Origin of the sequence: Streptomyces paromomycinus, from assembly GCF_003865155.1 — a bacterium.
Taxonomy (GTDB): domain Bacteria; phylum Actinomycetota; class Actinomycetes; order Streptomycetales; family Streptomycetaceae; genus Streptomyces; species Streptomyces chrestomyceticus.
The window spans coordinates 6,145,021-6,167,562 of sequence record NZ_BHZD01000001.1 but is presented as its reverse complement, the minus strand read 5'-3'; the positions used below and the strand labels follow the sequence as shown (position 1 = coordinate 6,167,562).

23 protein-coding genes, 1 tRNA gene and 1 riboswitch are annotated in these 22,542 nt (G+C 71.1%); of the genes, 9 read left to right on the top strand and 15 right to left on the bottom strand.

The window, feature by feature from the left end; all coding sequences use genetic code 11:
* The first annotated feature begins 19 nt into the window (after positions 1-19).
* Complete coding sequence (locus OEIGOIKO_RS26455; RefSeq protein ID WP_125056100.1) at positions 20-1,378, top strand: SGNH/GDSL hydrolase family protein; 1,359 nt, start codon at positions 20-22, stop codon at positions 1,376-1,378.
* 125 nt (positions 1,379-1,503) lie between these two features.
* Here OEIGOIKO_RS26455 and OEIGOIKO_RS26450 read toward each other — a convergent pair whose 3' ends face one another.
* The 4 genes from OEIGOIKO_RS26450 to OEIGOIKO_RS26435 form a co-directional block, all read right to left on the bottom strand.
* Positions 1,504-2,217 (bottom strand): DUF1707 domain-containing protein, encoded by a 714-nt coding sequence (locus OEIGOIKO_RS26450; protein ID WP_125056099.1) that lies wholly within the window; start codon positions 2,215-2,217, stop codon positions 1,504-1,506.
* 17 nt (positions 2,218-2,234) lie between these two features.
* A complete protein-coding gene (locus OEIGOIKO_RS26445) occupies positions 2,235-3,296 on the bottom strand; it encodes an ABC transporter ATP-binding protein (protein WP_246177538.1) in 1,062 nt (353 codons plus the stop codon).
* 8 nt (positions 3,297-3,304) lie between these two features.
* A complete protein-coding gene (locus OEIGOIKO_RS26440) occupies positions 3,305-4,069 on the bottom strand; it encodes an ABC transporter permease (RefSeq protein ID WP_246178109.1) in 765 nt (254 codons plus the stop codon).
* Between the two features lie 67 nt (positions 4,070-4,136).
* Positions 4,137-4,967, bottom strand: coding sequence for an ABC transporter permease (locus OEIGOIKO_RS26435; RefSeq protein WP_125056097.1), 831 nt, complete (start codon positions 4,965-4,967; stop codon positions 4,137-4,139).
* Positions 4,968-5,230: 263 nt separating this feature from the next.
* Between OEIGOIKO_RS26435 and OEIGOIKO_RS26430 the strand changes: the two genes are divergently transcribed.
* Complete coding sequence (locus tag OEIGOIKO_RS26430) at positions 5,231-7,669, top strand: transglycosylase domain-containing protein (RefSeq protein WP_125056096.1); 2,439 nt, start codon at positions 5,231-5,233, stop codon at positions 7,667-7,669.
* 71 nt (positions 7,670-7,740) lie between these two features.
* Here the strand turns inward: OEIGOIKO_RS26430 and OEIGOIKO_RS26425 are convergent, their stop codons facing one another.
* The 3 genes from OEIGOIKO_RS26425 to OEIGOIKO_RS26415 form a co-directional block, all read right to left on the bottom strand.
* Positions 7,741-8,061, bottom strand: a complete 321-nt coding sequence (locus OEIGOIKO_RS26425; protein ID WP_030023730.1) for a DMT family transporter — start codon at positions 8,059-8,061, stop codon at positions 7,741-7,743.
* Between the two features lie 34 nt (positions 8,062-8,095).
* Positions 8,096-8,168: riboswitch (guanidine-III (ykkC-III) riboswitch) on the bottom strand.
* A 91-nt stretch (positions 8,169-8,259) separates the two neighbouring features.
* Entirely contained in the window at positions 8,260-8,643 is a 384-nt protein-coding gene (locus OEIGOIKO_RS26420; RefSeq protein ID WP_174857221.1) for a GroES family chaperonin, read from the bottom strand.
* A gap of 19 nt (positions 8,644-8,662) precedes the next feature.
* Positions 8,663-8,983, bottom strand: a complete 321-nt coding sequence (locus OEIGOIKO_RS26415; protein ID WP_125046746.1) for a DUF3618 domain-containing protein — start codon at positions 8,981-8,983, stop codon at positions 8,663-8,665.
* A 193-nt stretch (positions 8,984-9,176) separates the two neighbouring features.
* On the opposite strand from OEIGOIKO_RS26415, the gene bcp reads away from it, so the two are divergent.
* Positions 9,177-9,644 carry a thioredoxin-dependent thiol peroxidase gene (gene bcp, locus OEIGOIKO_RS26410; RefSeq protein WP_125056095.1) on the top strand — a complete coding sequence of 156 codons (468 nt, stop codon included), beginning with the start codon at positions 9,177-9,179 and terminating at the stop codon, positions 9,642-9,644.
* Between the two features lie 94 nt (positions 9,645-9,738).
* Here bcp and OEIGOIKO_RS26405 read toward each other — a convergent pair whose 3' ends face one another.
* Together OEIGOIKO_RS26405 and OEIGOIKO_RS26400 are read right to left on the bottom strand one after the other, a co-directional pair.
* On the bottom strand, positions 9,739-11,100 hold the full coding sequence (locus tag OEIGOIKO_RS26405) for a sensor histidine kinase (RefSeq protein ID WP_125056094.1): 1,362 nt from the start codon (positions 11,098-11,100) through the stop codon (positions 9,739-9,741).
* On the bottom strand, positions 11,100-11,606 hold the full coding sequence (locus OEIGOIKO_RS26400; RefSeq protein ID WP_125046740.1) for a hypothetical protein: 507 nt from the start codon (positions 11,604-11,606) through the stop codon (positions 11,100-11,102). The genes OEIGOIKO_RS26405 and OEIGOIKO_RS26400 overlap by 1 nt, the downstream gene beginning before the upstream one ends.
* A gap of 509 nt (positions 11,607-12,115) precedes the next feature.
* Here OEIGOIKO_RS26400 and OEIGOIKO_RS26395 point away from each other — a divergent pair.
* From OEIGOIKO_RS26395 to OEIGOIKO_RS26380, 4 genes are all read left to right on the top strand, one after another.
* Entirely contained in the window at positions 12,116-13,654 is a 1,539-nt protein-coding gene (locus OEIGOIKO_RS26395) for an MFS transporter (RefSeq protein ID WP_125056093.1), read from the top strand.
* A 160-nt stretch (positions 13,655-13,814) separates the two neighbouring features.
* The gene (locus tag OEIGOIKO_RS26390) at positions 13,815-14,477 is read left to right on the top strand and encodes an HNH endonuclease signature motif containing protein (RefSeq protein ID WP_125056092.1); all 663 of its coding nucleotides are present in this window, start codon (positions 13,815-13,817) and stop codon (positions 14,475-14,477) included.
* Positions 14,474-15,136 (top strand): HNH endonuclease signature motif containing protein, encoded by a 663-nt coding sequence (locus OEIGOIKO_RS26385; RefSeq protein WP_125056091.1) that lies wholly within the window; start codon positions 14,474-14,476, stop codon positions 15,134-15,136. Before OEIGOIKO_RS26390 ends, OEIGOIKO_RS26385 begins: the two co-directional genes overlap by 4 nt.
* A gap of 50 nt (positions 15,137-15,186) precedes the next feature.
* Positions 15,187-15,269: transfer RNA gene (locus OEIGOIKO_RS26380), tRNA-Leu, on the top strand.
* A 48-nt stretch (positions 15,270-15,317) separates the two neighbouring features.
* Here OEIGOIKO_RS26380 and rdgB read toward each other — a convergent pair.
* From rdgB to OEIGOIKO_RS26355, 5 genes are all read right to left on the bottom strand, one after another.
* Positions 15,318-15,920 carry an RdgB/HAM1 family non-canonical purine NTP pyrophosphatase gene (rdgB, locus tag OEIGOIKO_RS26375; protein WP_030023741.1) on the bottom strand — a complete coding sequence of 201 codons (603 nt, stop codon included), beginning with the start codon at positions 15,918-15,920 and terminating at the stop codon, positions 15,318-15,320.
* Positions 15,921-15,955: 35 nt separating this feature from the next.
* Positions 15,956-16,396, bottom strand: coding sequence for a hypothetical protein (locus OEIGOIKO_RS26370; RefSeq protein ID WP_125056090.1), 441 nt, complete (start codon positions 16,394-16,396; stop codon positions 15,956-15,958).
* Between the two features lie 235 nt (positions 16,397-16,631).
* Positions 16,632-16,796 carry an SCO1431 family membrane protein gene (locus OEIGOIKO_RS26365; protein ID WP_125056089.1) on the bottom strand — a complete coding sequence of 55 codons (165 nt, stop codon included), beginning with the start codon at positions 16,794-16,796 and terminating at the stop codon, positions 16,632-16,634.
* 153 nt (positions 16,797-16,949) lie between these two features.
* Positions 16,950-17,681 (bottom strand): ribonuclease PH, encoded by a 732-nt coding sequence (rph, locus tag OEIGOIKO_RS26360; RefSeq protein WP_031007338.1) that lies wholly within the window; start codon positions 17,679-17,681, stop codon positions 16,950-16,952.
* Between the two features lie 288 nt (positions 17,682-17,969).
* Positions 17,970-18,203 (bottom strand): glucose PTS transporter subunit EIIB, encoded by a 234-nt coding sequence (locus OEIGOIKO_RS26355; protein WP_003986022.1) that lies wholly within the window; start codon positions 18,201-18,203, stop codon positions 17,970-17,972.
* Positions 18,204-18,431: 228 nt separating this feature from the next.
* Here OEIGOIKO_RS26355 and OEIGOIKO_RS26350 point away from each other — a divergent pair, with 228 nt between their 5' ends.
* Together OEIGOIKO_RS26350 and OEIGOIKO_RS26345 are read left to right on the top strand one after the other, a co-directional pair.
* The gene (locus tag OEIGOIKO_RS26350) at positions 18,432-19,742 is read left to right on the top strand and encodes a PTS transporter subunit EIIC (protein WP_125056088.1); all 1,311 of its coding nucleotides are present in this window, start codon (positions 18,432-18,434) and stop codon (positions 19,740-19,742) included.
* Positions 19,743-20,028: 286 nt separating this feature from the next.
* Positions 20,029-21,294, top strand: coding sequence for a PTS transporter subunit EIIC (locus OEIGOIKO_RS26345; RefSeq protein ID WP_125056087.1), 1,266 nt, complete (start codon positions 20,029-20,031; stop codon positions 21,292-21,294).
* A gap of 198 nt (positions 21,295-21,492) precedes the next feature.
* Here OEIGOIKO_RS26345 and OEIGOIKO_RS26340 read toward each other — a convergent pair whose 3' ends face one another.
* On the bottom strand, positions 21,493-22,245 hold the full coding sequence (locus OEIGOIKO_RS26340) for an MBL fold metallo-hydrolase (RefSeq protein ID WP_031007345.1): 753 nt from the start codon (positions 22,243-22,245) through the stop codon (positions 21,493-21,495).
* Positions 22,246-22,542: the final 297 nt, after the last annotated feature.

Here is a 22,542-nt window from a genome sequence, read left to right as displayed (position 1 = left end):
CGTAGGAGACTGTGCCCGCATGCCGACTCCAGTGGGCCGCCCGCTGCCCTTGATCGCCGGTGTGGCGGTGCTGCTGGTGCTCACCGTGGCTGCGGTGCTCCTCAGCTCCGGCGGTGGCGGCACCCAGGGCCTCTCAGGAGACGACCGCCCGCCCTCGGCGGAACGGTGGGCCGGCACGTGGTCGGCCGCCGCCGCGGCCGCCGAACCCGGCAAGCTCGACGGCTACGCGGACACCTCCATACGCAACGTGGTGCACACCAGCATCGGCGGCACCAACGCCCGTATCCAGCTCTCCAACCTCTACGGCACCCGCCCGCTGTCCGTCGGCCACGCCACTCTCGCCCGCGCCTTCGCCCCCGGCGCCCCGGCGGCCACGCCCGGCACCATGCGCCGGCTGACCTTCTCCGGGCGGCCCGCGGTGACCGTCCCGGCCGGCGGCGCGGTCACCAGCGACCCGGTCCGGCTGACCGTCCCGGCCGCCGCCGACCTCCTGGTCACCACCTACTCCCCGGCCCCCTCCGGGCCCGTCACCTACCACCCGCACGCCCGCCAGACGTCCTACCTGGCGCGCGGCGACCGCGCCGCGGACACCGCCGGCGGCGCCTACACCCAGAAGGTCACCGCCTGGCGCTATCTGACCGGTGTGGACGTCCTCGGCCCGCACACCGACGGCGCCGTCGTTGCCGTCGGCGACTCGATCACCGACGGCAACACCTCCACCCCGGACACCAACCACCGCTGGCCCGACTTCCTCGCCGCCCGGCTGCGCACCGAGCCCGGCGCGCCCCGCTACGGCGTCCTCAACCAGGGCATCAGCGGCAACCGCCTGCTGACCGACAGCAGCCGCTGGTCGGTCAGCGGCGGGCCGAGCGTGCTGTCCCGGCTGGAGCGCGACGTGCTGTCGCGTGCGGGGGTGCGGTCCGTCGTCGTCGAGATCGGCCTCAACGACCTGTTCAAGTCACCGCGCCAACTGGACGCGGAGAAACTGGCGGACGGGATGCGGGAGATCGTGCGGCGGGCGGCGGAACGGGACATCCAGGTCATCGGCAGCACGCTCACCCCGTTCGGCGGCCACCGCGGCTACCGGCCGGAGCTCGACGCCGTACGGCAGGAACTCAACGCGAAGATCCGCGCCGGAGAGGTCTACGGACAGTACGCGGACTTCGACAAGGCGCTGCGCGACCCGCACCACCCGCTGCGGCTGCGGCCCGCCTACGACTCGGGCGACCGTCTGCACCCGAGCGACGCGGGCTACCGGGCGATGGCCGACGCGGTCGACCTGCGGCAGCTCAAGGGAGCGGGCAAGGAAGCAGGCAAGGGAACGGTCGAGGAGGCGGACCAGGAAGCGGTCAAGGGAGCGGCGCGGGCTGCACGGTGAGGCGGACGCGGGTGCGGGGGTCCGGAGACCGGAGACCGGGGGCCCGGAGGCCGGTGAGGCCGGGGGCCGGGAGACCGGGGACCCGGAGACCGGTGAGGCCGGGGCGCCCGTGCCCGTACGCGCCGTCAGTCCAGCTCCTTGCGCCGGCGCTCCGGCACCTCGTACCCGCGCGCGTCCCCCGGAAGCGCCGACTCCGCGCGCCGCTCACGCTCCCGCCTGATCCGCTGTTTCTCCAGCTTGGAGAGCTTGCGCCGGACCCCGACGCCGCCCATCATCGCGAACCCGGTGATCTTCACCCGGGGCGCGCCCGGGTCCCCCGGCTCGCCGTCGCCGTTGTCGAAGCCGCCCATGAAACCCCAGCCGGTCACCTGCACCTCGACGCCCGGCGGCACCACGACGTCGATGCCGCCCATGAGCACGAAGCAGCGCACCGTGATCTCGGCGGCCTCGAAGTGCGCGTCACGCAGGTCGATCTCGCCGCCCGCCTGGAACACCCCGGCGGTGAACGTCCGCGGCGCCGTCCAGCGCCCCTTGCGCGAGAAGCCGCTCCAGAAGGCGAAGGCCCCCCGGGAGGACGGCTCGCCGCCGATCCGCTCCCGCCAGGCGGCCGGCCCGGACCCGGCGGCCCGGGCGTCCGGCACCCCGCCGTCGAACGTCTGCGGCAGGTCGGCGACCAGCGGCCGCAGCGCGCCGACCGTACGCGCCTCGTACGTCGCGGTCAGCCGCTCGTCGAACTCCTCCATCGCCAGCCGGCCTTCGGCGAGCGCGTCGCGCAGGATACCGGCGACCCGGTCGCGGTCGGCGTCCGAAGCGCGCAGATCGGGGAGTTCGTCAGTCATACAGACAGATTAATGCCTCATGGCGCCGCGTTGTCCGCGTACATCCGGGAGATGACGTCCTCGATGTCCGGTTCCCGCACCGACAGATCGACCAGCGGATACCGCTCCGCCACCGCCGAGACGACCGGCGCCGCGCTCTGTGCCGCCGGGAACGCCAGCCACTGCCGCGGGCCTTCGACCTTGACCGTACGGGCGCCGGGCACGCCCTCGATCGGCGGCAGCGCCCGCTCCAGGTCCACCACCAGCGTCCGCTCGCTGCGCCCCACCGCGTGCAGCCCGTCCAGACCGCCGTCGTACACCAGCCGCCCGTGGTCGATGACCATCACCCGGCGGCACAACTGCTCGATGTCGGTGAGGTCGTGGGTGGTCAGCAGGACGGTGGTGCCCTGCTCCGCGTTCACCTCGCGCAGGAAGCCGCGGACCTTCGCCTTGCTGATGACGTCCAGGCCGATGGTCGGCTCGTCGAGGTAGAGCACCTCCGGGTCGTGCAGCAGCGCCGCCGCGATGTCGCCGCGCATCCGCTGGCCGAGCGAGAGCTGCCGGACCGGAACCGGCAACAGCGCTGCCAGGTCGAGCAGTTCGACGCAGCGCTCCAGGTTTCGGCGGTATACGTCCTCCGGAATCCGGTACATCCGCCGCACCAGCTCGTAGGAGTCCCGCAGCGGCAGGTCCCACCACAGCGTCGTCCGCTGCCCGAAGACCACCCCGACGCGGCGCGCGAGCCGGGTCCGCTCCCGCGCCGGGTCGATGCCCGCCACCCGCAGCCGGCCGCCGCTGGGCACCAGGATGCCGGTGAGCATCTTGACGGTGGTGGACTTGCCCGCGCCGTTCGGGCCGATGTAGCCGACCATCGCGCCGCGCGGCACCCGGAAACTGATGCCGTCGACGGCCCGCACCTCCTCGCGCACCCGCCGCAGCCGCCCCGCCTTGCGCCGTACGTGGAAGACCTTCTCCACGCCGTCCAGTTCGATGAAGCCGGACTCGCCGCCGCGCGCCGCCGCCCCGGTCCCTTCCGGACCGCACACCGCCGCCCCGGTCTCCTCCGGGTCGCGCACCGTATCCCCCGTACCGCTCCGCATACCGTCCCTCAGCTCCCCGTGCTCCGATAGTTGCGCAGGCCCGCCCGCCAGGCCAGCCAGGCCAGTCCGCACATCGCCGCCGCGACCACGGGCCCCAGGAAGTCCACCCAGCCCGGCAGGCCCAGCGGGTCGTCGCGGCCCAGCAGCCGCAGCGCGGGCAGCCAGTTGACGAAGGCGAGCGGGACGACGAAGGTGACGCCGCGCACCAGGTCCTTGGCGAAGACGGTGGGCGGGTATTGAAGCAGCGTCTGCCCGCCGTACGTGAACGAGTTCTGCACCTCGGCGGCGTCCTGCGCGACGAACTGGAACGCGGCACCGATGGTGAAGACCGCTCCGAAGATCACCGCGCCGCACAGCAGCATGAGCGGCACCAGCAGCACCTTGCCCGGTGTCCAGTCCACCTCCAGCCGGGGCATCGCCCAGCCCAGCACCAGCGCCGCCTGGAGAATCCGGCCGAGCCGGCGCAGCGCGAACCGGTCCGCGGCGACCTGCGCGAACACCGGGACGGGCCGCACCAGCAGCACGTCCATCGTGCCGTCCCTGACCCGCGCCCCGAGCCGGTCCATGCTGCCCAGCACCAGGTCCGCCAGGCCCAGCGCCGCGCCGGACGTGCCGTACAGGAACGCCACCTCCGGCAGCGAGAACCCGCCGAGGACCGTGATGTGCGAGAACATCAGCAGGATCGCCAGGAAGTCCAGCCCAGTGGCGGCGAAGTTGCCGAACGCCGTCAGCAGGAAGGACGTCCGGTAGGCGAGCGTGGAGCGTACCCACATCGCCGCGATCAGGCCGTACGCCCGCAGGCCCTCGGACAGCCGCGAGCGGTGGGTCCGCGTACCGTCCTCAGCCACCCTGCACCACGACCTTCCGCGTCGCCACGGACTGCACCAGCCGCCCCGCCGCCAGCAGCGCCACCGCCCACCCCGCCTGGAAGGCCAGCGCCCGCGCCACCCCCGGGCCGTCGTGCACCCCGAGCAGCACGTCGGCCGGCACCTGGAGCATCGAGGACCACGGCAGCAGCCGGACGGCCTCGCCGAACCCGCCGGGGAAGACGTTCAGCGGCAGCACCATCCCGGAGAAGAACAGGCACATCAGTCCGGCGACCATCCCCACGCCCGCGCCGTCCAGCAGCCAGAAGGACGTCAGCGCCACCAGGTAGCGCAGCGCGAAGCCGACCACCACACCGAGCGCCACCGACACCAGGAACAGCAGCCAGGTCACCGGCGAGGCGGGCAGCGCCGACGGGAAGACCAGCGTGCCCACCGCCATCGGCACCAGCCCCCGGCCGAGCAGCTGGAAGGCGGCCCGCCCGAGGTCCGCGGCCAGCCACCACAGCTGGAGGTCGGCGGGCCGGTACAGGTCGACGGCGATGTCCCCGCTGCGGATGCGCTCCTGCAGCTCGTCCATGCCGCCGCCGATCAGCAGACCGGTGGCCGCCAGCAGCGCCTGCCCGGTCCACACGAAGGTCAGCGCCTGCGGCAGGTCGTAGCCGCCCAGGTGGGGGCGCTCGGTCCACAGGGCGGTGTAGGTGTAGGCGAGGATGAACCCGAAGACGGTGTTGGTGAAGACGCCGGAGGCGGTGGCGATACGGTAGGTGGCATAGCGCCGGAAGCTGCCCGCCGCGACGGCTGCGTACAACACGTCCGGCGCCTCCCGTTCCTGACGGCGCGCCATTTTCGGCGCGGAGCACCGGAGCCTAGTCCGGCGCGCGGGGGCCCGGCCACGCATTTATTCACCCGTTCCGGTGAGTCTTTCGACCCGTTCGGCCGGTCACGGAGCGGTCACAGGTGCGCGCCGCCCCTCGTGGGTGAAGGGCTTGATGCGAGAGTTTCGTATCGGGCGACAGTTCCTTTTCCGGCTTTGAACGCGAATCGCCCGACACGTCACCGATCCGCCGCGGTACAACCCTCGGCGGCGGCCGAGGAGTCCATACAGACATGAGCGACGATCCGCAGCAGGACGGCAAGGCCGGCCCCCGCGTACCGAAGTGGGCCGCACGCTCCGAGTTGCCCGCGGCCGCCGACGGGGACGGCCCCCGGGAGGACCCGGCCGACGGCCGGCAGGCCAAGGCCGGCAAGGGCCGCCCCAAGCGCACCGGCTGGCGGCGCGCCCTGCCCACCTGGCGGATGGTGCTGGGCGGTTTCCTGCTCGTCCTGCTGCTGGTCGCGGGCGGCCTCGTCGCCGGGTACATGCTCGTGCCCATCCCCGCCGCCAACTCGGCCGCCCAGGCCCAGAGCAACGTCTACCTGTACGCCGACGGCAGCCAGATCGCCCGCGACGGCAAGGTCAACCGCGAGAACGTCCCGCTGAGCCAGGTCCCCAAGACCACCCAGGAAGCCGTCCTGGCCGCCGAGGACCGCGACTTCTACTCCGAGTCCGCCGTCGACCCCGTCGCCATGCTGCGCGCCGCGTGGAACACCGTCACCGGCAAGGGCAAGCAGTCCGGCTCCACCATCACCCAGCAGTACGTGAAGAACTACTACCTCGGCCAGGAACAGACCATCACCCGCAAGGCCAAGGAGTTCTTCATCGCGATCAAGCTGGACCGCGAGCGCAGCAAGTCGGAGATCCTGGAGGGCTACCTCAACACCAGCTACTACGGCCGCAACGCGTACGGCATCCAGGCCGCCGCCCAGGCGTACTACAGCAAGAACTCCGACCAGCTCACCACCGCCGAGGGCGCCTACCTCGCCACCCTGCTCAACGCGCCCAGCGCGTACGACGTCGCCACCCACCCGCAGAACCGGCAGCGCGCCCTGGACCGCTGGAACTACGTCCTGGACGGCATGGTCAAGAAGAAGTGGATCAGCGCGTCCGAACGGGCCGGCCTGACCTTCCCCACCCCCGGCAAGGCCAAGCCGCCCACCGGCCTGTCCGGACAGCGCGGCTACCTCGTCGAAGCGATCAAGGACTATCTGACCAACAACAAGATCATCGATGATCAGACGCTCGCCGCGGGCGGCTACCGCATCACCACCACCCTCGACAAGAAACGCCAGGACGCCCTGGTCGAGGCCGTCGACAAGAAGCTGATGCGGCAGCTCGGCACGTCCACGGCCGACCGCTACGTACGGGCCGGCGGCGCCTCCATCGACCCCGCCACCGGCAACGTCGTCGCCATGTACGGCGGCATCGACTACGCCAAGCAGTACGTCAACAGCGCCACCCGCCGCGACTACCAGGTCGGCTCCATCTTCAAGCCGATCGTCTTCACCTCCGCCGTCGCCAACGGCGCCGTCACCCAGGACGGCAACAAGATCACCCCGAACACCGTCTACGACGGCACCAACAAGCGCGAGGCGGTCAGCAACGGCCGGCGCGTCGGCTTCGCCCCCGAGAACGAGGACGGCCGCTCCTACGGGCCGATCACCGTCTCCACCGCCACCGACAAGTCCGTCAACGCCGTGTACGCCCAGATGGGTGTCGACGTCGGCCCGGAGAAGGTCAAGGACACCGCCGTCGACCTCGGCATCCCCAAGGACACGCCGAGCCTCGGCTCCTCCCAGGGCGCCATCTCGCTCGGCACCGCCACCCCCAGCGTGCTGGACATGACGCAGGTGTACGCCACCCTCGCCAACCACGGCAAGCAGCGCGCGTACAGCCTCGTCGGCAAGGCCACCAAGGGCGGCGAGACCGTCGAACTGCCGGACCGCGGCGAGAAGACCGCGGTGCCCCGCAACGCCGCCGACACCACCACCTCGATCCTGCGCAGCGTCATCGAGAGCCCCGGCGGCACCGGATCGGCGGCCCGCGCCGTCGGCCGGCCCGCGGCCGGCAAGACCGGCACGGCGGAGCAGGACAAGGCCGCCTGGTTCGCGGGCTACACCCCCGACCTGGCCACCGTCGTCGGCGTCCTGGGCCAGGACCCGGACACCGGCGCGCAGAAGCCGCTGTACGGCGCGGCGGGACAGACCCGCATCAACGGCGGCGGCTTCCCCGCCGAGATCTGGGCCGCGTACACCGAAGCCGCCCTGGACGGCACCCCGGCCAAGGACTTCGACCTGGACCTGGAGGCCGGCGCGAGCCAGGCGCCCAGCCAGGCACCGAGCTCGCCCGGCGAGCAGCCGAGCACCAGCGAGGCACCGCCGAGCGACACCCCGCCGCCCAGCGGCCCGACCGGCACCCCGCCGACCAGCGGCCCCGGGCCCACCACGGCCCCCGGCCCCAGCTTCCCCACGTTCCCGACCGAGGAGCCGACCACCGCCCCCACCGACGACTGGCCCACCGTGGAACCCCCCGCCGGGGGCGTCGAGGGCGGCATCAACGGCGGCCGGGGCGGCGCCATCGGAGGCGGCAGCAGCGGCGGTACGGGAGGCGGCGTGGGGGGCGGGTACGACGGGGGGTACGGCGGGTGGGAGAACTTCCCGGGGGCGTGACGCGGTGCTTCCGGGGGCGTGACGCGGTGCTTCCGGGGGCGGGCGTACGGGCGCCCGCCCCGCGCCCGGCGTCAGTGGCCGGACGTCATCTTCAAGCCGACGACCGCCACCAGCAGCAAGCAGATGAAGAAGATCCGCGCGGCGGTGGCGGGCTCACCGAGCACCAGCATGCCGACGACCGCCGCGCCGGCCGCGCCGATGCCGACCCAGACGCCGTAGGCGGTGCCGATCGGCAGGGTCCGGGCGGCGTACGAGAGCAGCACCATGCTGGCGACGATGCCCGCGCCGGTGAAGACACTGGGCCACAGCCGGGTGAACCCGTCCGTGAACTTCATACCGATCGACCAGCCGACTTCGAGCAGACCGGCGACGGCGAGCAGAATCCATGCCATGACGGCACCTCCGTGGAAAACGAGCTCCTACAGGGGTGCGTCGTCTTGTCGTGACCCGGTACGGCGCGTCTCGTCGGGATGTCTCCGAGCCTAGCAAAAGGCACACAAAACGGGCGGTGACGCTGGTCACCGCCCGCCCTCGCCTCAGCACAGCCGCACGGCCGCACGGCCGTACCGTCGCGGGTCCGGCAGGTCCGTCTACAGGTACAGCCCCGTCGCGTCCTCGGCGCCCTCCAGGCGCTCCGCCGCCACCGCGTGCAGATCGCGCTCGCGCATCAGGACGTACGCGACGCCGCGCACCTCGACCTCGGCCCGGTCCTCCGGGTCGTACAGCACCCGGTCACCGGGCTCCACGGTCCGCACGTTCTGCCCCACCGCGACCACCTCGGCCCAGGCCAGCCGGCGGCCGACCGCCGCGGTCGCGGGAATGACGATGCCGCCGGTGGAACGGCGCTCGCCCTCGGCGATGTCGGTACGGACCAGCACCCGGTCGTGCAGCATCCGGATGGGCAGCTTGTCGTGGGTGTCCTTGGCGTTATTCGGGCTCACGGCAAGACCGTACCTGGCCGCGCGGCCCCGCATCGCCCGTCCCGGGCCTCTCCTAGGACCGGCGGCGCTTCGAGCCCACCACGAGCAGCCCGACGACGGCCACACCGATCATCGCCAGCGGCACCACCCGCTCCAGCCGGGGCGCGCCGTCCTCCGCCACCAGCTGGGCGCGGATGTCCGAGACCGCGCGGTTGGCGGCCACGTACGCCCGCCCCGCCGTGCGGTCCACGGCCGCCGCCGTCTTCGCCTTCGCGTCCCCCATGATCGTCTTCGGGTGCAGCCGCACACCGATCTCGTCCAGCGTCACGGCAAGCTCCTGCCGCCTGCGGACGATGTCCTTCTCGATCTGCGCAGGGGTCCTGGCTTCCGACACCGCGCTGCCTCCGGTCGTCTCGATCCGTCTCCGTGCGGACAGTCTGTCAGCACCACGGGCACGCCGCCCCACAGCACCCCCTTTTCGAGCGGCTCAGTAACCTCAGGGCGTAGCGCAAACAGGGGCGCGACCCGCTCGCGCACCCGCCTTTCCCGTACGCGCACCCCGCGCGCCGCCCACCCCAAGGAGAGCCATGAGCGAGCGACTGCAGCCCGGCGACACCGCCCCCGCCTTCACCCTCCCCGACGCGGACGGCAAGCAGGTCTCGCTCGCCGACCACAAGGGCCGCAAGGTCATCGTCTACTTCTACCCGGCCGCGCTGACCCCCGGCTGCACCAAGCAGGCCTGCGACTTCACCGACAACCTCGACTTCCTGGCCGGGCACGGCTACGACGTCATCGGCATCTCCCCCGACAAGCCGGAGAAGCTCGCGAAGTTCCGCGAGAAGGAGGAACTGTCGGTCACCCTGCTGGGCGACCCCGACAAGCAGGTCCTGGAGGCGTACGGCGCGTACGGCGAGAAGAAGCTGTACGGCAAGGTCGTGACCGGCGTCATCCGCTCCACGGTGATCGTGGACGAGGCGGGCAAGGTCGAGCGCGCCCTGTACAACGTGAAGGCCACCGGCCACGTCGCCAAGATCATCAAGGATCTGGGGCTGTAAGGCGGAGGCCGCCGGCCGGCAGGCGGCAGGCAGGGGGAGGGGCGGGCGGCCGAAGCCGGTACGGCCCGCCCTCACCGCCCCCCTGAGGGGCGGCCTACGAGGCCGCCACCACCCCCCGCTCCGCCGCCGGCCCCCGCTCCGTCTCCCCCGGCCCGGCCGGCTCCGGCAGCTCCAGCACCGCCTCCGCGCCGCCGCCCGCCGCCGTACCGAACACCAGCCGGCCGCCCAGCACCTCCGCCTGACCGGCCGCGATCGTCAGCCCCAGACCGTGCCCCGTACCGCGCTCCGGAGCCGCCGTACGGAACCGGCGCGGCCCCTCCTCGCACAGCTCCGGCGGATACCCCGGCCCGTGGTCGCGCACCACGATCCGCACACCCTCGACCCGTACCTCCACCGGCGGCGCGCCGTGCTTGGCCGCGTTCGCCAGCAGATTGACCAGCACCCGCTCCACCCGGCGCCGGTCGGTCTCCACCACCCGCGCCGGACCCGCCACGACGATCTCCACACCCGTGAGGCCCCGCACCCGCTCCGCCCGGCCCACGATCCCGCGCACCAGCGACGGCAGGTCCACCGCGTCCAGCTGCGCGGACTCCACGCCCGCGTCCAGCCGGGACACCTCCAGCAGGTCCTCGACCAGGTTGCGCATCGTCTGCGCCCGGTCCCGCACCAGCTCGACGGCCCGCTCGTGCGGCAACAGCTCGGCCGCCGCGACCAGACCCGCCACCGGCGTCCGCAGCTCGTGCGCCACGTCCGCGGTGAACTTGCGCTCCGCCTCCACCCGCGCCGCCAGCGACGTCGCCATGTGGTGCACCGAACGGCCCAGCTCCGCCACCTCGTCCCGGCCGCCCGCCGCCAGCGCGTCCGCGTCCGGCGGCTCACCCGCCGCGATCCGGCGCGCCGCGGCCGCGCTGTGCCGCAGCCGCCGCGACAGCCGCTGCGAGACGAACCACGACACACCGGCCATCAGCACCACCGTGCCGACACCGGCGATCACCAGGGCCCGGTCCAGCGCCTCCTGGGCCGGGTCGTTGTCCGGGAACGCCGCCGACACCGACAACGTCCGCGGCTGCCCGCCGGAACCGCTGTCACGGGAGCCACCGTCACCCGAACCGCTGCCACCGGAGCCACCGGCCCCGTCCCTGGCCCCGCCGCCCACGCCCGTCGCGGCCCACACCCGCGGATCCTCCCCCTGACTCACATACGTACCGGACTTCCCCTCGAACACCGCCGCCCGCAACGGGCCCGGCAGCGTCGCGTCGTCCAGCTGCGCGCCCAGCGCCAGCGTGCCGTCCCGCTCGTAGATCTGCAGCGCCGAACTGAGCCGGTCGTCCTGGTACGAGCGCGCCGAACGCTCCCGCTCCGCGTCCGCGATGTGGTGCACCGCGAACCCCAGCACCACCACGGCCAGCGCCGTCACACACGAAATGGCCAGCGCGATCCGGCCCCGGATGCCCATCACGCGAGGTTGTACATCTCCGTCGAGTCACCGAGCGGCGTCGAGCCCTCGTACGTCACCTCCAGCCCCGTGAAGGCCCGCGCGCCGTCCACCGTCTTCGCCGCGTACAGCCGGAACGTCGCCGGGAAACCGGCGTCCGTGCCCGCCCCCGCGGCGGCCTTCTCCACCTGCACCACGCCCTTGCCCTCGGCTTCCGCCGTGCCGTACCGGTGCCAGGTGATGCCGGTCGCCACCATGCCCGCGTCCGCACACGTCAACGTGATGACCTGCGGCTTGATCTCCGGCTCGCCGAACCCGCAGTCCCGCACACCGGGCAGCCCGCCGGTCGCCTTCCCGGCCGACTTCACGTCCTGCACCGCCGACGTCTTCGGCGCCGCGTCCACCGCCGACGCGCGGTCCGCCGCCTGGCTGAACCACACCCCGCCGGCCGCCAGCGCGGTGACCGCGGCGAAGGTCGCCAGGGCGGTGCGCCCGCTGAACCGGCGGGCACCTTCGCGGTCGGTCATGAACTTCTCCTTCCGGGGCAGCGGCCCCGTGCCGGCGCGGTGCGGACCACCGCATCCGAACGCCGCACGCGTGCCGGTGAACGTCCTCCCGCGCGCGAGGACGAGGCACACGTGCGCGAGGTGTCCGCGGGGCGAACGGTTCGGAGCATAAGGGTGGTTTCGATACCCACCACTGTCCCCTCCCCGCCACACGGGCTGATTGCCCGGACGCTTCGGTGACCACGCGGCTTTGTACCAGTTCTGTAACAGCGATGGTCACAGCCCTGGCGAAATCCACCACGAAACCAGGAGAAACCGCTGCGCCGGACGGCGCAGACCACGTGACGTACATCGCGTTGTGGGGTCAGAGTGGTTTGAGTCGCGCTCCAGTGCGCAGGCGCACCTGTCGTACGACCACCTTTGTGATCACCGGCGACCGCCGACGGCCCACCCGGCCACGAGGACGCCCACGACCGCTGCGAAACCCTGCCGCGCATCGAGCGCGCTGACCGACCGAGAGGACTCGACTCGTGCCGACCGGCAGCACCGAAGCCGAACCCACGACCGACCGGGACCCGGCGGCGTTCAAACGCCACAGAAACCTGTTCCGTGCCGTCGCCCGCCGCCGGAACCCCCGGCTGCGCCGCACCGACATCACGGTGACCGACGAGCGCGTCGTCAAACGTGCCGTGAAGGCCGCCGCGCTCGGCAACGCCATGGAATGGTTCGACTTCGGCATCTACAGCTACCTCGCGGTCACCATCGGCAAGGTCTTCTTCCCCGGCGGCAGCGACACCACCAGCCTGCTCTCCTCCTTCGCCACCTTCGCCGTCGCCTTCCTCGTACGGCCCGTCGGCGGCGCGTTCTTCGGCCCCCTCGGCGACCGCGTCGGCCGCAAGAAGGTCCTCGCCCTCACCATGATCATGATGGCCGCGGGCACCCTGTGCATCGGCCTGATCCCCTCGTACGCCAGCATCGGCCTGTGGGCCCCGATCCTGCTGATCGTCTTCCGCATGATCCAGGGTTTCTCCACCGGCGGCGAGTACGGCGGCGCCTCCACCTTCATCGCCGAGTACGCCCCCGACAAGAAGCGCGGCTTCTTCGGCAGCTTCCTGGAGATGGGCACCCTGGCCGGCTACACCGGCGCCGCCGGCCTGGTCCTCCTCCTCAACACCACGCTCGGCTCCGAGACCATGCACGACTGGGGCTGGCGCATCCCCTTCCTCGTCGCCGGACCGCTCGGTCTCGTCGGCCTCTACCTGCGGATAAAGCTCGACGAGACCCCCGCCTTCCAGAAGCTGGAAGCCGCCCAGACCCACAACGGCGACGCCTCCGTCACCGAGACCGAGGCCGACTTCTCCCACCTCTCGGAGAACGCCCCCAAGAAGAAGCTCGGCGAGATCTTCTCGCAGCAGTGGCCGATGCTGATCCTGTGCATCGCGCTGGTCGGCGCGTACAACATCTGCCACTACATGCTGCTCTCCTACATGCCGACCTACCTGACCGACACCCTCCACTACGACGAGGCGCACGGTCTGCTGGTCGTCATCGGCACCATGGCCGTCCTGATGTGCATCATCAGCAGCGTCGGCAAACTCAACGACCGCTACGGCCGCAAGCCCCTCCTGATGGCCGGCATGCTCGGCTTCTTCCTCCTCTCCGTCCCCGCCTTCCTGCTGGTCAAGCAGGGCAGCATGGCCGCGATCATCCCCGGCATGCTGATGCTCGGCCTCTCCCTGGTCTGCCTCCTCGGCACCATGTCCGCCGCGCTCCCCGCCCTCTTCCCCACCAGCGTCCGCTACGGCTCCCTCTCCATCGGCTACAACCTCGCCGTCTCCCTCTTCGGCGGTACGACCCCCCTGGTCATCACCGCCCTCATGGACGGCTTCGGCGGCAACGACATGATCCCCGCCTACTACGCCATGGGCGCCGCCCTGGTCGGCGCCATCGCCGTCGCCTGCATGAAGGAAACCGCCCAACAGCCCCTGGAGGGCTCCCCGCCCGCGGTCGCCACCAAGGAGGAAGCCGTGGAAATGGTCACGGCCCAGTCCCCGGACCCGCGGTTCTGATCTCTCTTCGCACTCCGCTTCGCGGCCCTCGCCCTGGTTGGGCGGGGGCCGCGGTCGTTTTTTTGGCTTTTTGGGCTGTTCGGCGTAACTGGGTGGGGGGTGGGGGCGTTGGGCAGTTCGAGGGTGAGACACACAGCCGAGAGACATCACGGGGGTTCACATGCCGGTCAGTCCGTTTACCCGCGAGCGCTTGGCCGAGGCGGCGGCTTCGTCTCGTACGTTGTCGGAGGCGTTGGTCAAATTAGGGGTGGATCCGAAAGGTTCACGGCGTACTTACCTCCGTGAGCGCATGAGGTTGATGAAAATCGACACCTCGCACTTCGCGAGCGAGGGCGCCCGCTGGACCAAAGAAGTACTGGAGCCCGCGGTGGCCTCCTCCACGAACGTCTGTGAAGTACTGCGGTACCTCGGCATCGAGGAGGTGGGCGGCCACCACACCCACATCAGCCGCCGGATCCGGGCGCTGGGGATCGACACCTCGCACTTCACGGGCAAGAGCCGCACCAGGCGGGCGACCCGGCGCCGCTCCGACGCCGGTCTGCTGGTGGAGATGCCGATCGCAGGTGCCCGCCGGGTGCCGAGCAGCCGCTTGAAGACGGCGATGCTGGCCCGCGGCGCCACGGACGAGTGCGCGCTGTGCGGCACGGGGCCGAACTGGCGCGGTGGCACCATCCCGCTGGAGATCGACCACATCGACGGCAATTGGCGGAACAACCGAATGGAAAATCTCCGGATTCTCTGCCCCAACTGCCATTCGGTGACGGACTCCTATCGCGGACGCGCCAAAAGGGCCCGGAGCGCGCGGGCGGGTGTACGGCGATGAGCAGCGGTGTGCGTTACACCAGGGAACTGCTCGACGAGGCTGCTCGCCATTGCAAGAACATCGACGAAGTCATCACCTTCGTCGGTGTCCGCCCCTACCAGCAGGTCCGGAGGTACATTCTCCGGCGCTTCGCCCACTTCGGCATCGACGTTTCGCACTTTGAAGCCGTGGGGCGGAACGGCCGCCCGCGCCCCACGAAGGCGGCGCTCCAGGAAGCCGTCGTCTCCTCCTGTTCCGTGGCGGCGGCTCTACGACATGTGAACCGGGAATCGAACTGTTGCACGCGCAAGCAGTTCCGGCGTTGGGTCGCCGAGTACGGCATCGACACCAGCCACTTCTTGGGCCAGGCCCACCAGCGGGGAAAGACGATGCACAACAGGAAGCCAGCCCATGAGATTCTCAAGAAGCAGTGCACCGGACGTCGCACCAGCACAGCACAACTGCGGCGGGCGTTGCTGGAGAGCGGCGTCGTCGACCGGTGCGCGGAGTGCGGCACCGAACCGATATGGCACGGTCGGCCGATGACACTGGAGATCGACCACATCAACGGCGACTGGAGCGACAACCACCCCGACAATCTCCGCCTGCTGTGTCCCAACTGCCATGCGGCAACCAGCACCTGGTGCAGAGGAGGTAACCGGCGCCGCAACGCCAGCTGACCCGCCCGTCTTCCGCTGTAGCCGCCAGCCGGTACCATGGCTGGCGGCTAGTGGCCGTGGCGGAAAGGTAGACGCGCGCCGGCTTAGAACCGGGTGAGCTTAGCTCGTGTGGGTTCGAATCCCACCGGCCACACTGGTCAGAAGGGCTGTCCCCCAGGGAGGGACAGCCCTTCTGCTTGCCTCAGCCCACCAGCTCCCGAACCACCGGCACCAGCCCCCGGAACGCCTTGCCGCGATGGCTGATGGCGTTCTTCTCGTCGGCGGTCAGTTCGGCGCAGGTGCGGGTGTCGCCGAGGGGCTGGAGGATCGGGTCGTAGCCGAAGCCGCCGGTGCCGGCGGGGGTGTGGCGGAGGGTGCCTTCGAGGCGGCCTTCGACGACGCGTTCGGTGCCGTCGGGGAGGGCGAGGGCCGCGGCGCAGGCGAAGTGGGCGGCGCGGTGGCCGTCGGCGATGTCGGAGAGCTGGGCGAGGAGCAGGTCGAGGTTGGCCTGGTCGTCGCCGTGCCGGCCCGCCCAGCGGGCGGAGAAGATGCCGGGCGCGCCGCCGAGGACGTCGACGCAGAGGCCGGAGTCGTCGGCGACGGCCGGGTGGCCGGTGGCGCGGGCGAGGGCGTGGGCCTTGAGGAGGGCGTTCTCGGCGAAGGTGACGCCGGTTTCCTTGACGTCGGGGACGTCCGGGTAGGCGTCGGCGCCGACCAGTTCGACGTCGAGGTCGGCGGCGGCCAGGATGGCGCGGAGTTCGGTGACTTTGCCGGCGTTGCGGGTGGCGAGGATCAGGCGCTTCATGGGACTCGATTATCCAGGGGCGGCGGCCGGTCCCCTCATCCCGTGGCGCAGCTCTTGGTGAGGGCGGCGGCCGCGTCACCCAGTGCGGACAGGTCGGGGCTGCGGCCGTCGCGCACGGCGTCGTCGGCCTTGTCGAGGGCGCCGGTCAGGCGGCTGAGTGCCTGCTGGACCTCGGGGTCGTCCGTCGCCTTCTGGATCTTGGCGAGGTCCTTTTCGAGGCGGTCGAGGGCGCGCTGGGCGTCCTGGGGGCTGTCGGCGGCGTTGCCGAGGTCCTGCTGGAGGGAGGACAGGTCGTTGGCGAACGCCGTGGCGGTCTTGGCGCAGCCGACGGCCTTGTCGACCGCTCCGCAGGCGGCGAGGAGCGGGACGGCCAGGGCGGCCGCCGCCAGGAGGGCGGCGGTGGTGGCTGCCGGGCGGCGGTCCGCGGTGTGGCGGGTTGCGGTACGGCGTAGTGCGGTACGGCGGCGCAGAGCCATGGAACGGTCCTCCCCTGGGCCTGCCCGTGCACGGGCCCGTGCACGGGCGGTGCACCGGTACTCGTACTGGTACCGGTATGAGGGAGAACGCCTACCGGCCGGCTTTGGTTGCCGGGGGCCGGGCGGGCCGGGGCGCTCGGAGCGGATACGGGCGCGCGGTGCGGGCCGGGGTGCTCGGGGCGGACCCGGGTGGGGCGGGGGCGGTCCGGGTGGTGCGGGGCGTGCGCCCCGTGTGTCACATGAGGCCGGTCTGGGTGAAGAGCATGGCCAGGACGATGACGAGGGTCCAGCCGACGAGGTGTTCCAGCAGGTTGGAGCCGTCCTTGGGGCCGCCGGTGCGGACCCGGGACGCGGTGACGGAGGCGTCGGCTGCGGCAGCCGTGGCAGCGGAAGTGGACATGTGGTCCACGGTGCGCGGCGGGCCGCCGTTTTCCTAGAGACGCAGATCCCACGAGGGAAAGGTCACAGGCGGGCCCGGCGGGACGGTGAGCGGCGCGCCGGCCCGTCGTTGCGGGGCCGGCGCGTCAAGAGGCCCGTACGGCGGCGGGGGCCGTCAGAGCGTGCGGGCGAGGGCCTCGCGCTGGGCGGCGTCCAGGGTGGAGCAGCCGGCGACGGCCAGGTCGAGGAGGGAGTTGAGTTCCTCGCGGGCGAAGGGTTCGGCTTCGGCGGTGCCCTGGACCTCGACGAAGCGGCCGTCGCCGGTGCAGACGACGTTCATGTCGGTCTCGGCGCGCACGTCCTCCTCGTAGCAGAGGTCGAGCATGGGGACGCCGCCGACGATGCCGACGCTGACGGCGGAGACGGTCCCGACGAGCGGCTGGCGGCCGGCCTTGATGCTCTTCTTGGCCTGGGCCCAGGAGATCGCGTCGGCGAGGGCGACGTAGGCGCCGGTGATGGCGGCGGTGCGGGTGCCGCCGTCGGCCTGGAGGACGTCGCAGTCCAGGACGACGGTGTTCTCGCCGAGGGCCTTGAAGTCGATGACGGCGCGCAGCGAGCGGCCGATGAGACGGGAGATCTCGTGCGTACGGCCGCCGATCTTGCCGCGGACGGATTCGCGGTCGCCGCGGGTGTTGGTGGAGCGCGGCAGCATCGAGTACTCGGCGGTGACCCAGCCTTCGCCGCTGCCCTTGCGCCAGCGCGGGACGCCTTCGGTGAAGGAGGCGGTGCAGAAGACCTTGGTGTCGCCGAAGGAGATCAGTACGGAGCCTTCGGCGTGCTTGCTCCAGCCGCGTTCCACGGTGACGGGGCGGAGCTGGTCGGGGGTGCGGCCGTCGATTCGAGACATGGCCACGACCCTATCGGCTCGGTAGAGGGGCGCGTTCCGGATCGGGTGAGGTCGGGTCACGGGGCCGGGTGAGGCCGGGTTCCTGGGGGTGGGTTCCGGCCGTCTGAGGGGGTGGTAGTACGCGTACGGAAACGGATCCGGGCCCGCACCCGGCCGTAGCCGTGCACGTACGGCCCCGGGCCCGCACCCGGCCGTACACGTACGGGCCCGTCCGTACACATGCCGAAGCCCCGGTCCGTCGCCCGGTGGGGCGGGCGGCCGGGGCCCGGCGGGTGAGCGGTCAGCCGCTCACATCATGTCTTCGATCTCGGCGGCGATGGGGTCCGCGTCGGTGCCGATGACGACCTGGATGGCGGTGCCCATCTTGACGACGCCGTGCGCGCCGGCGGCCTTCAGCGCGGCCTCGTCGACGAGCGAGGGGTCGGCGACCTCGGTGCGCAGGCGGGTGATGCAGCCCTCGACCTCTTCGATGTTGTCGAGGCCGCCGAGCCCGGCGACGATCTTCTCAGCCTTGCTGGCCATGTCCACTCCTGCTTGTCTCGGCCACCGGCGGTCGGTGCCGCGCGGTGATCACACGGTAACGCACGTTCAGCCCAGTTACCCGGGCGCGTGCCCGTGCTCTGGCGAATGATGGCGACCACCCGGCAGCGCTTTTCCGGGGGTCCGAAACGCACCACAAGTGGTCTACACCATCAGTATGCGGCACGTACCGAGCCGGCCCACTACGGACCGGCGGCCGGGAGGACGCGGATGAGCTCGAACGCGGCAGCGGCGGGGGCGAGGAAACGGTCGGCGGGCCTGTTCCAGGGCTTGCAGAAGATGGGGCGCAGCCTGCAGCTGCCCATCGCCGTGCTGCCGGCCGCGGGCATCCTGAACCGGCTCGGCCAGCCGGACGTCTTCGGTGCGGACGGTCTGGGCTGGGAGAACGTGGCGAAGGTGTTCGCGGGTGCGGGCGGCGCGCTGCTGGACTCCTCGCTGGGGCTGCCGTTGCTGTTCTGCGTCGGTGTGGCGATCGGGATGGCGAAGAAGGCGGACGGTTCGACGGCGCTGGCCGCGGTGGTCGGGTTTCTCGTCTATTACTCGGTGCTGCACCAGTTCCCGCAGGACTGTGCGGCGGGGGCGACGTATGCGACGGCCGGTCAGTGGGGCGGGGTGTGTGTCGACGGAGGCGGTAGGGCGACTCCGGCGGAGTTCCAGAATCCGGGGGTCTTCGGCGGCATCGTGACGGGTTTCTTCGCCGCGTGGATCTGGCAGCGGTATCACCGGGTGAAGCTGGTGGACTGGCTGGGCTTCTTCAACGGGCGCCGGCTGGTGCCGATCATGATGGCGTTCGTGGGGCTGGTCTTCGCCGCGCTGTGTCTGTGGGTGTGGCCGCCGATCGGTGACGCGCTGACGAGTTTCAGCAAGTGGCTGACGGATCTCGGCGCGACCGGTTCGGGCATCTTCGGTGTCGCCAACCGGGCGCTGCTGGTGATCGGGATGCATCAGTTCCTGAATACGTTCATGTGGTTCCAGTTCGGTGATTTCACCAAGCCGGACGGCACGTCGGTGCACGGTGACATCAACCGGTTCCTGGCGGGGGATCCGTCGGCCGGGCAGTTCACCACGGGTTTCTTCCCGATCATGATGTTCGCGCTGCCGGCCGCGGCGCTGGCGATCACGCACTGCGCCAAGGCGCACCGCCGCAAGGAGATCGGCGGTCTGATGCTGTCGGTGGGGCTGACGTCGTTCGTCACGGGGGTGACCGAGCCGATCGAGTACTCGTTCCTGTTCGTCGCGCCGGTGCTGTACGGGATCCATGCCGTGCTGACGGGGGTGTCGATGGCGGTGAGCTGGGCGCTGGGCGTCAAGGACGGGTTCAGTTTCTCGGCCGGTCTGATCGACTACGTGATCAACTGGGGACTGGCCACCAAACCGTGGATGATCATTCCGATCGGTCTGTGTTTCGCGGTCGTCTATTACGCGCTGTTCCGCTTCGTGATCACCAAGTTCGACCTGCACACTCCGGGGCGTGAGCCGGAGGAGGTGGAGGAGGAGCTGACGAAGGAGAATACGAAGTAGGAGGGCGTGGGGCGGGTCGGGGGCGCGGGGTGCGGGGGCACGGACCGGGCGGGGCCCGGCGGGGCGGTGCGGGGCGCGGGCGGTACGGAGTCCGGCCCGGGCCGACCGGGCCCCGGAGCCGCGGCACTTGTAGGCCGCTCGGCATGTGATCTAAACGTTGGGGAACAACGGATTCCTTTATGTGTGGGCGACATGCTAAGAATGGTCTAAACCACTGAGTGGTGTAGACCAAGCTTGGCGGGCCGTCCCCCTTTCTCCGAGTGCCCGCCTCACCAGGAGGAATCCGATGAGTTCGGCCACCGCCAAGGCGGCTCCCGACAAGAAGCGTGGCGCCGGTGCCATGGCCGTCGCGCAGCGCATCGGCCGCAGCCTCATGCTGCCGATCGCGACGCTGCCCGCCGCGGCGCTCATGGTCCGTCTCGGCCAGCCGGACATGCTCGGCCGGGACTCGTTCCCCGCGTTCCTGAACAAGATCGCGGAGTTCATGGCCGCCGGCGGCGGCGCGCTCCTGGACAACATGCCGCTGCTGTTCGCCGTGGGTATCGCCATCGGCTTCGCCAAGAAGGCGGACGGCTCGACCGGTCTGGCCGCCGTCGTCGGCTACCTGGTCTTCAGCAAGGTGCTGGCGACGTTCGGCGACGACAGCCTCCCGAAGATCGCCAAGGTGGTGGACGGGAAGATAGTCGAGCAGGCCGCGCCCGCCGACGCGAAGGTGCTCGGCGGCGTGGTGATGGGCATCGTGGTCGCCCTGCTCTACCAGCGCTACAGCCGCAAGAAGCTGCCGGACTGGCTCGGCTTCTTCAGCGGCCGCCGCCTGGTGCCGATCCTGTCGTCCTTCGCGGGCCTGGTCATCGGCATCGTCTTCGGCTACATCTGGCCGGTTCTCGGCGCCGGTCTGCACAACTTCGGTGAGTGGCTGGTCGGCTCCGGCGCGGTCGGCGCGGGCATCTTCGGCGTCGCCAACCGCGGTCTGATCGCGGTCGGCATGCACCACCTGCTGAACTCCTTCCCGTGGTTCCAGGCCGGTGACTTCGAGGGCAAGCACGGCGACATCGCCCGCTTCCTGCAGGGTGACCCGAGCGCCGGCCAGTTCATGACCGGCTTCTTCCCGATCATGATGTTCGCGCTGCCCGCCGCGTGCCTGGCGATCGTGCACTGTGCCCGTCCGGAGCGCCGCAAGGTCGTCGGCGGCATGATGTTCTCGCTCGCGCTGACCGCCTTCGTCACCGGTGTGACCGAGCCGATCGAGTTCACGTTCATGTTCATCGCGCCGCTGCTGTACGCGGTGCACGCCGTCCTGACCGGTGTGTCGATGGCGCTGACCTGGGCGCTGGGCATGAAGGACGGCTTCGGCTTCTCGGCCGGTGCGATCGACTACCTGCTGAACCTGGGCATCGCGACCAAGCCGCTGATGCTCGCGGTGGTCGGCCTGTGCTTCGCCGCCCTCTACTACGTGATCTTCCGGTTCGCGATCACCAAGTTCAATCTCAAGACGCCGGGCCGCGAGTCCGACGAGGAGATCGCCGAGATGCAGAAGCTCGAAGGCAAGTAGGCCCCCGGCCGCGCCTGCGACAGCGGAAGGCCCCCGTGACCACCTGGTCGCGGGGGCCTTCCGCGTACGGATCGGACGCGCGTACGGATCGGACGCGCGTACGGCTGAGGCGGGGGCCTTCCGCGTACGCCTCGGGCGGGGCCTTCCGCGTACGGCGCACACGCGTGTACGGCTCGCACGGGGCTTCCCGCGTACACCTCAGATCTCGTACACCGCGCCCGCCTTGGCGACCTCGACCGGTCCTTCGAAGACCTCCTGCGCGTCGCGCAGGTTGATGCCCGGGTCGGTCCACGGCGGGATGTGGGTCAGGACCAGCCGCCCCGCGCGGGCGCGCGCGGCGTGCGCGCCGGCTTCGCGTCCGTTGAGGTGGAGGTCCGGGATGTCCTCCTTGCCGTGCGTGAAGGACGCCTCGCACAGGAAGAAGTCGGTGTCCTCGGCGAGGCCGTCCAGGGCGTCGCAGACTCCGGTGTCCCCGGAGTACGTCAGGGTCTTGCCGTCGTGTTCGATACGGAAGCCGAACGCTTCGACGGGATGGCTGACCAGGTCCGTACGGACGGTGAAGGGACCGACGGTGAACGTGCCGGGGGTCAGCGTCCGGAAGTCGAAGACCTCGCTCATGGCCTGGTCGGTCGGCAGGTCCGCGTGCGCGGCGGTCAGCCGGCGTTCGGTGCCGGCCGGGCCGTACACGGGCATCGGCGCGCACCGGCCGCCGTCGGGCCGGTAGTAGCGGACGACGAAGTAGCCGCACAGATCGATGCAGTGGTCGGCGTGCAGGTGGGACAGGAGTACGGCGTCGAGGTCGTAGAGACCGCAGTGGCGCTGCAGCTCGCCAAGGGCACCGTTGCCCATGTCGATGAGCAGCCTGAAGCCGTCGGCCTCCAAGAGGTAGCTCGAACAGGCCGATTCCGTGGAAGGGAACGACCCCGAGCAACCGACGACAGTGAGCTTCATGCGGGCGTGAACCTCCGTGGCTGGGGGCGGAGCGGCGGGTCCATGCGGGGCTTCGGCGGGGGCGTGCACAAGTCCCCGCCGGTCCTCGTCCGGCGGGCGTCGTGCCGGGTCCTGAGCGGTCATTGCGGTGCCCACGAGCGTAAGGCGCGAAAGGGCTGGTGGCTCCTCCGGCGGGGCGAGCTGTGGGCGGAATCACCAGTCCGGGTGGGTGTGTACAGGAGGGTGTTCCCTACCTGTCGTTCCCCGGTCCGGTACGCCTACACGACGCCCGTGCGGCGGCGCCCTACTCCCGGGTAC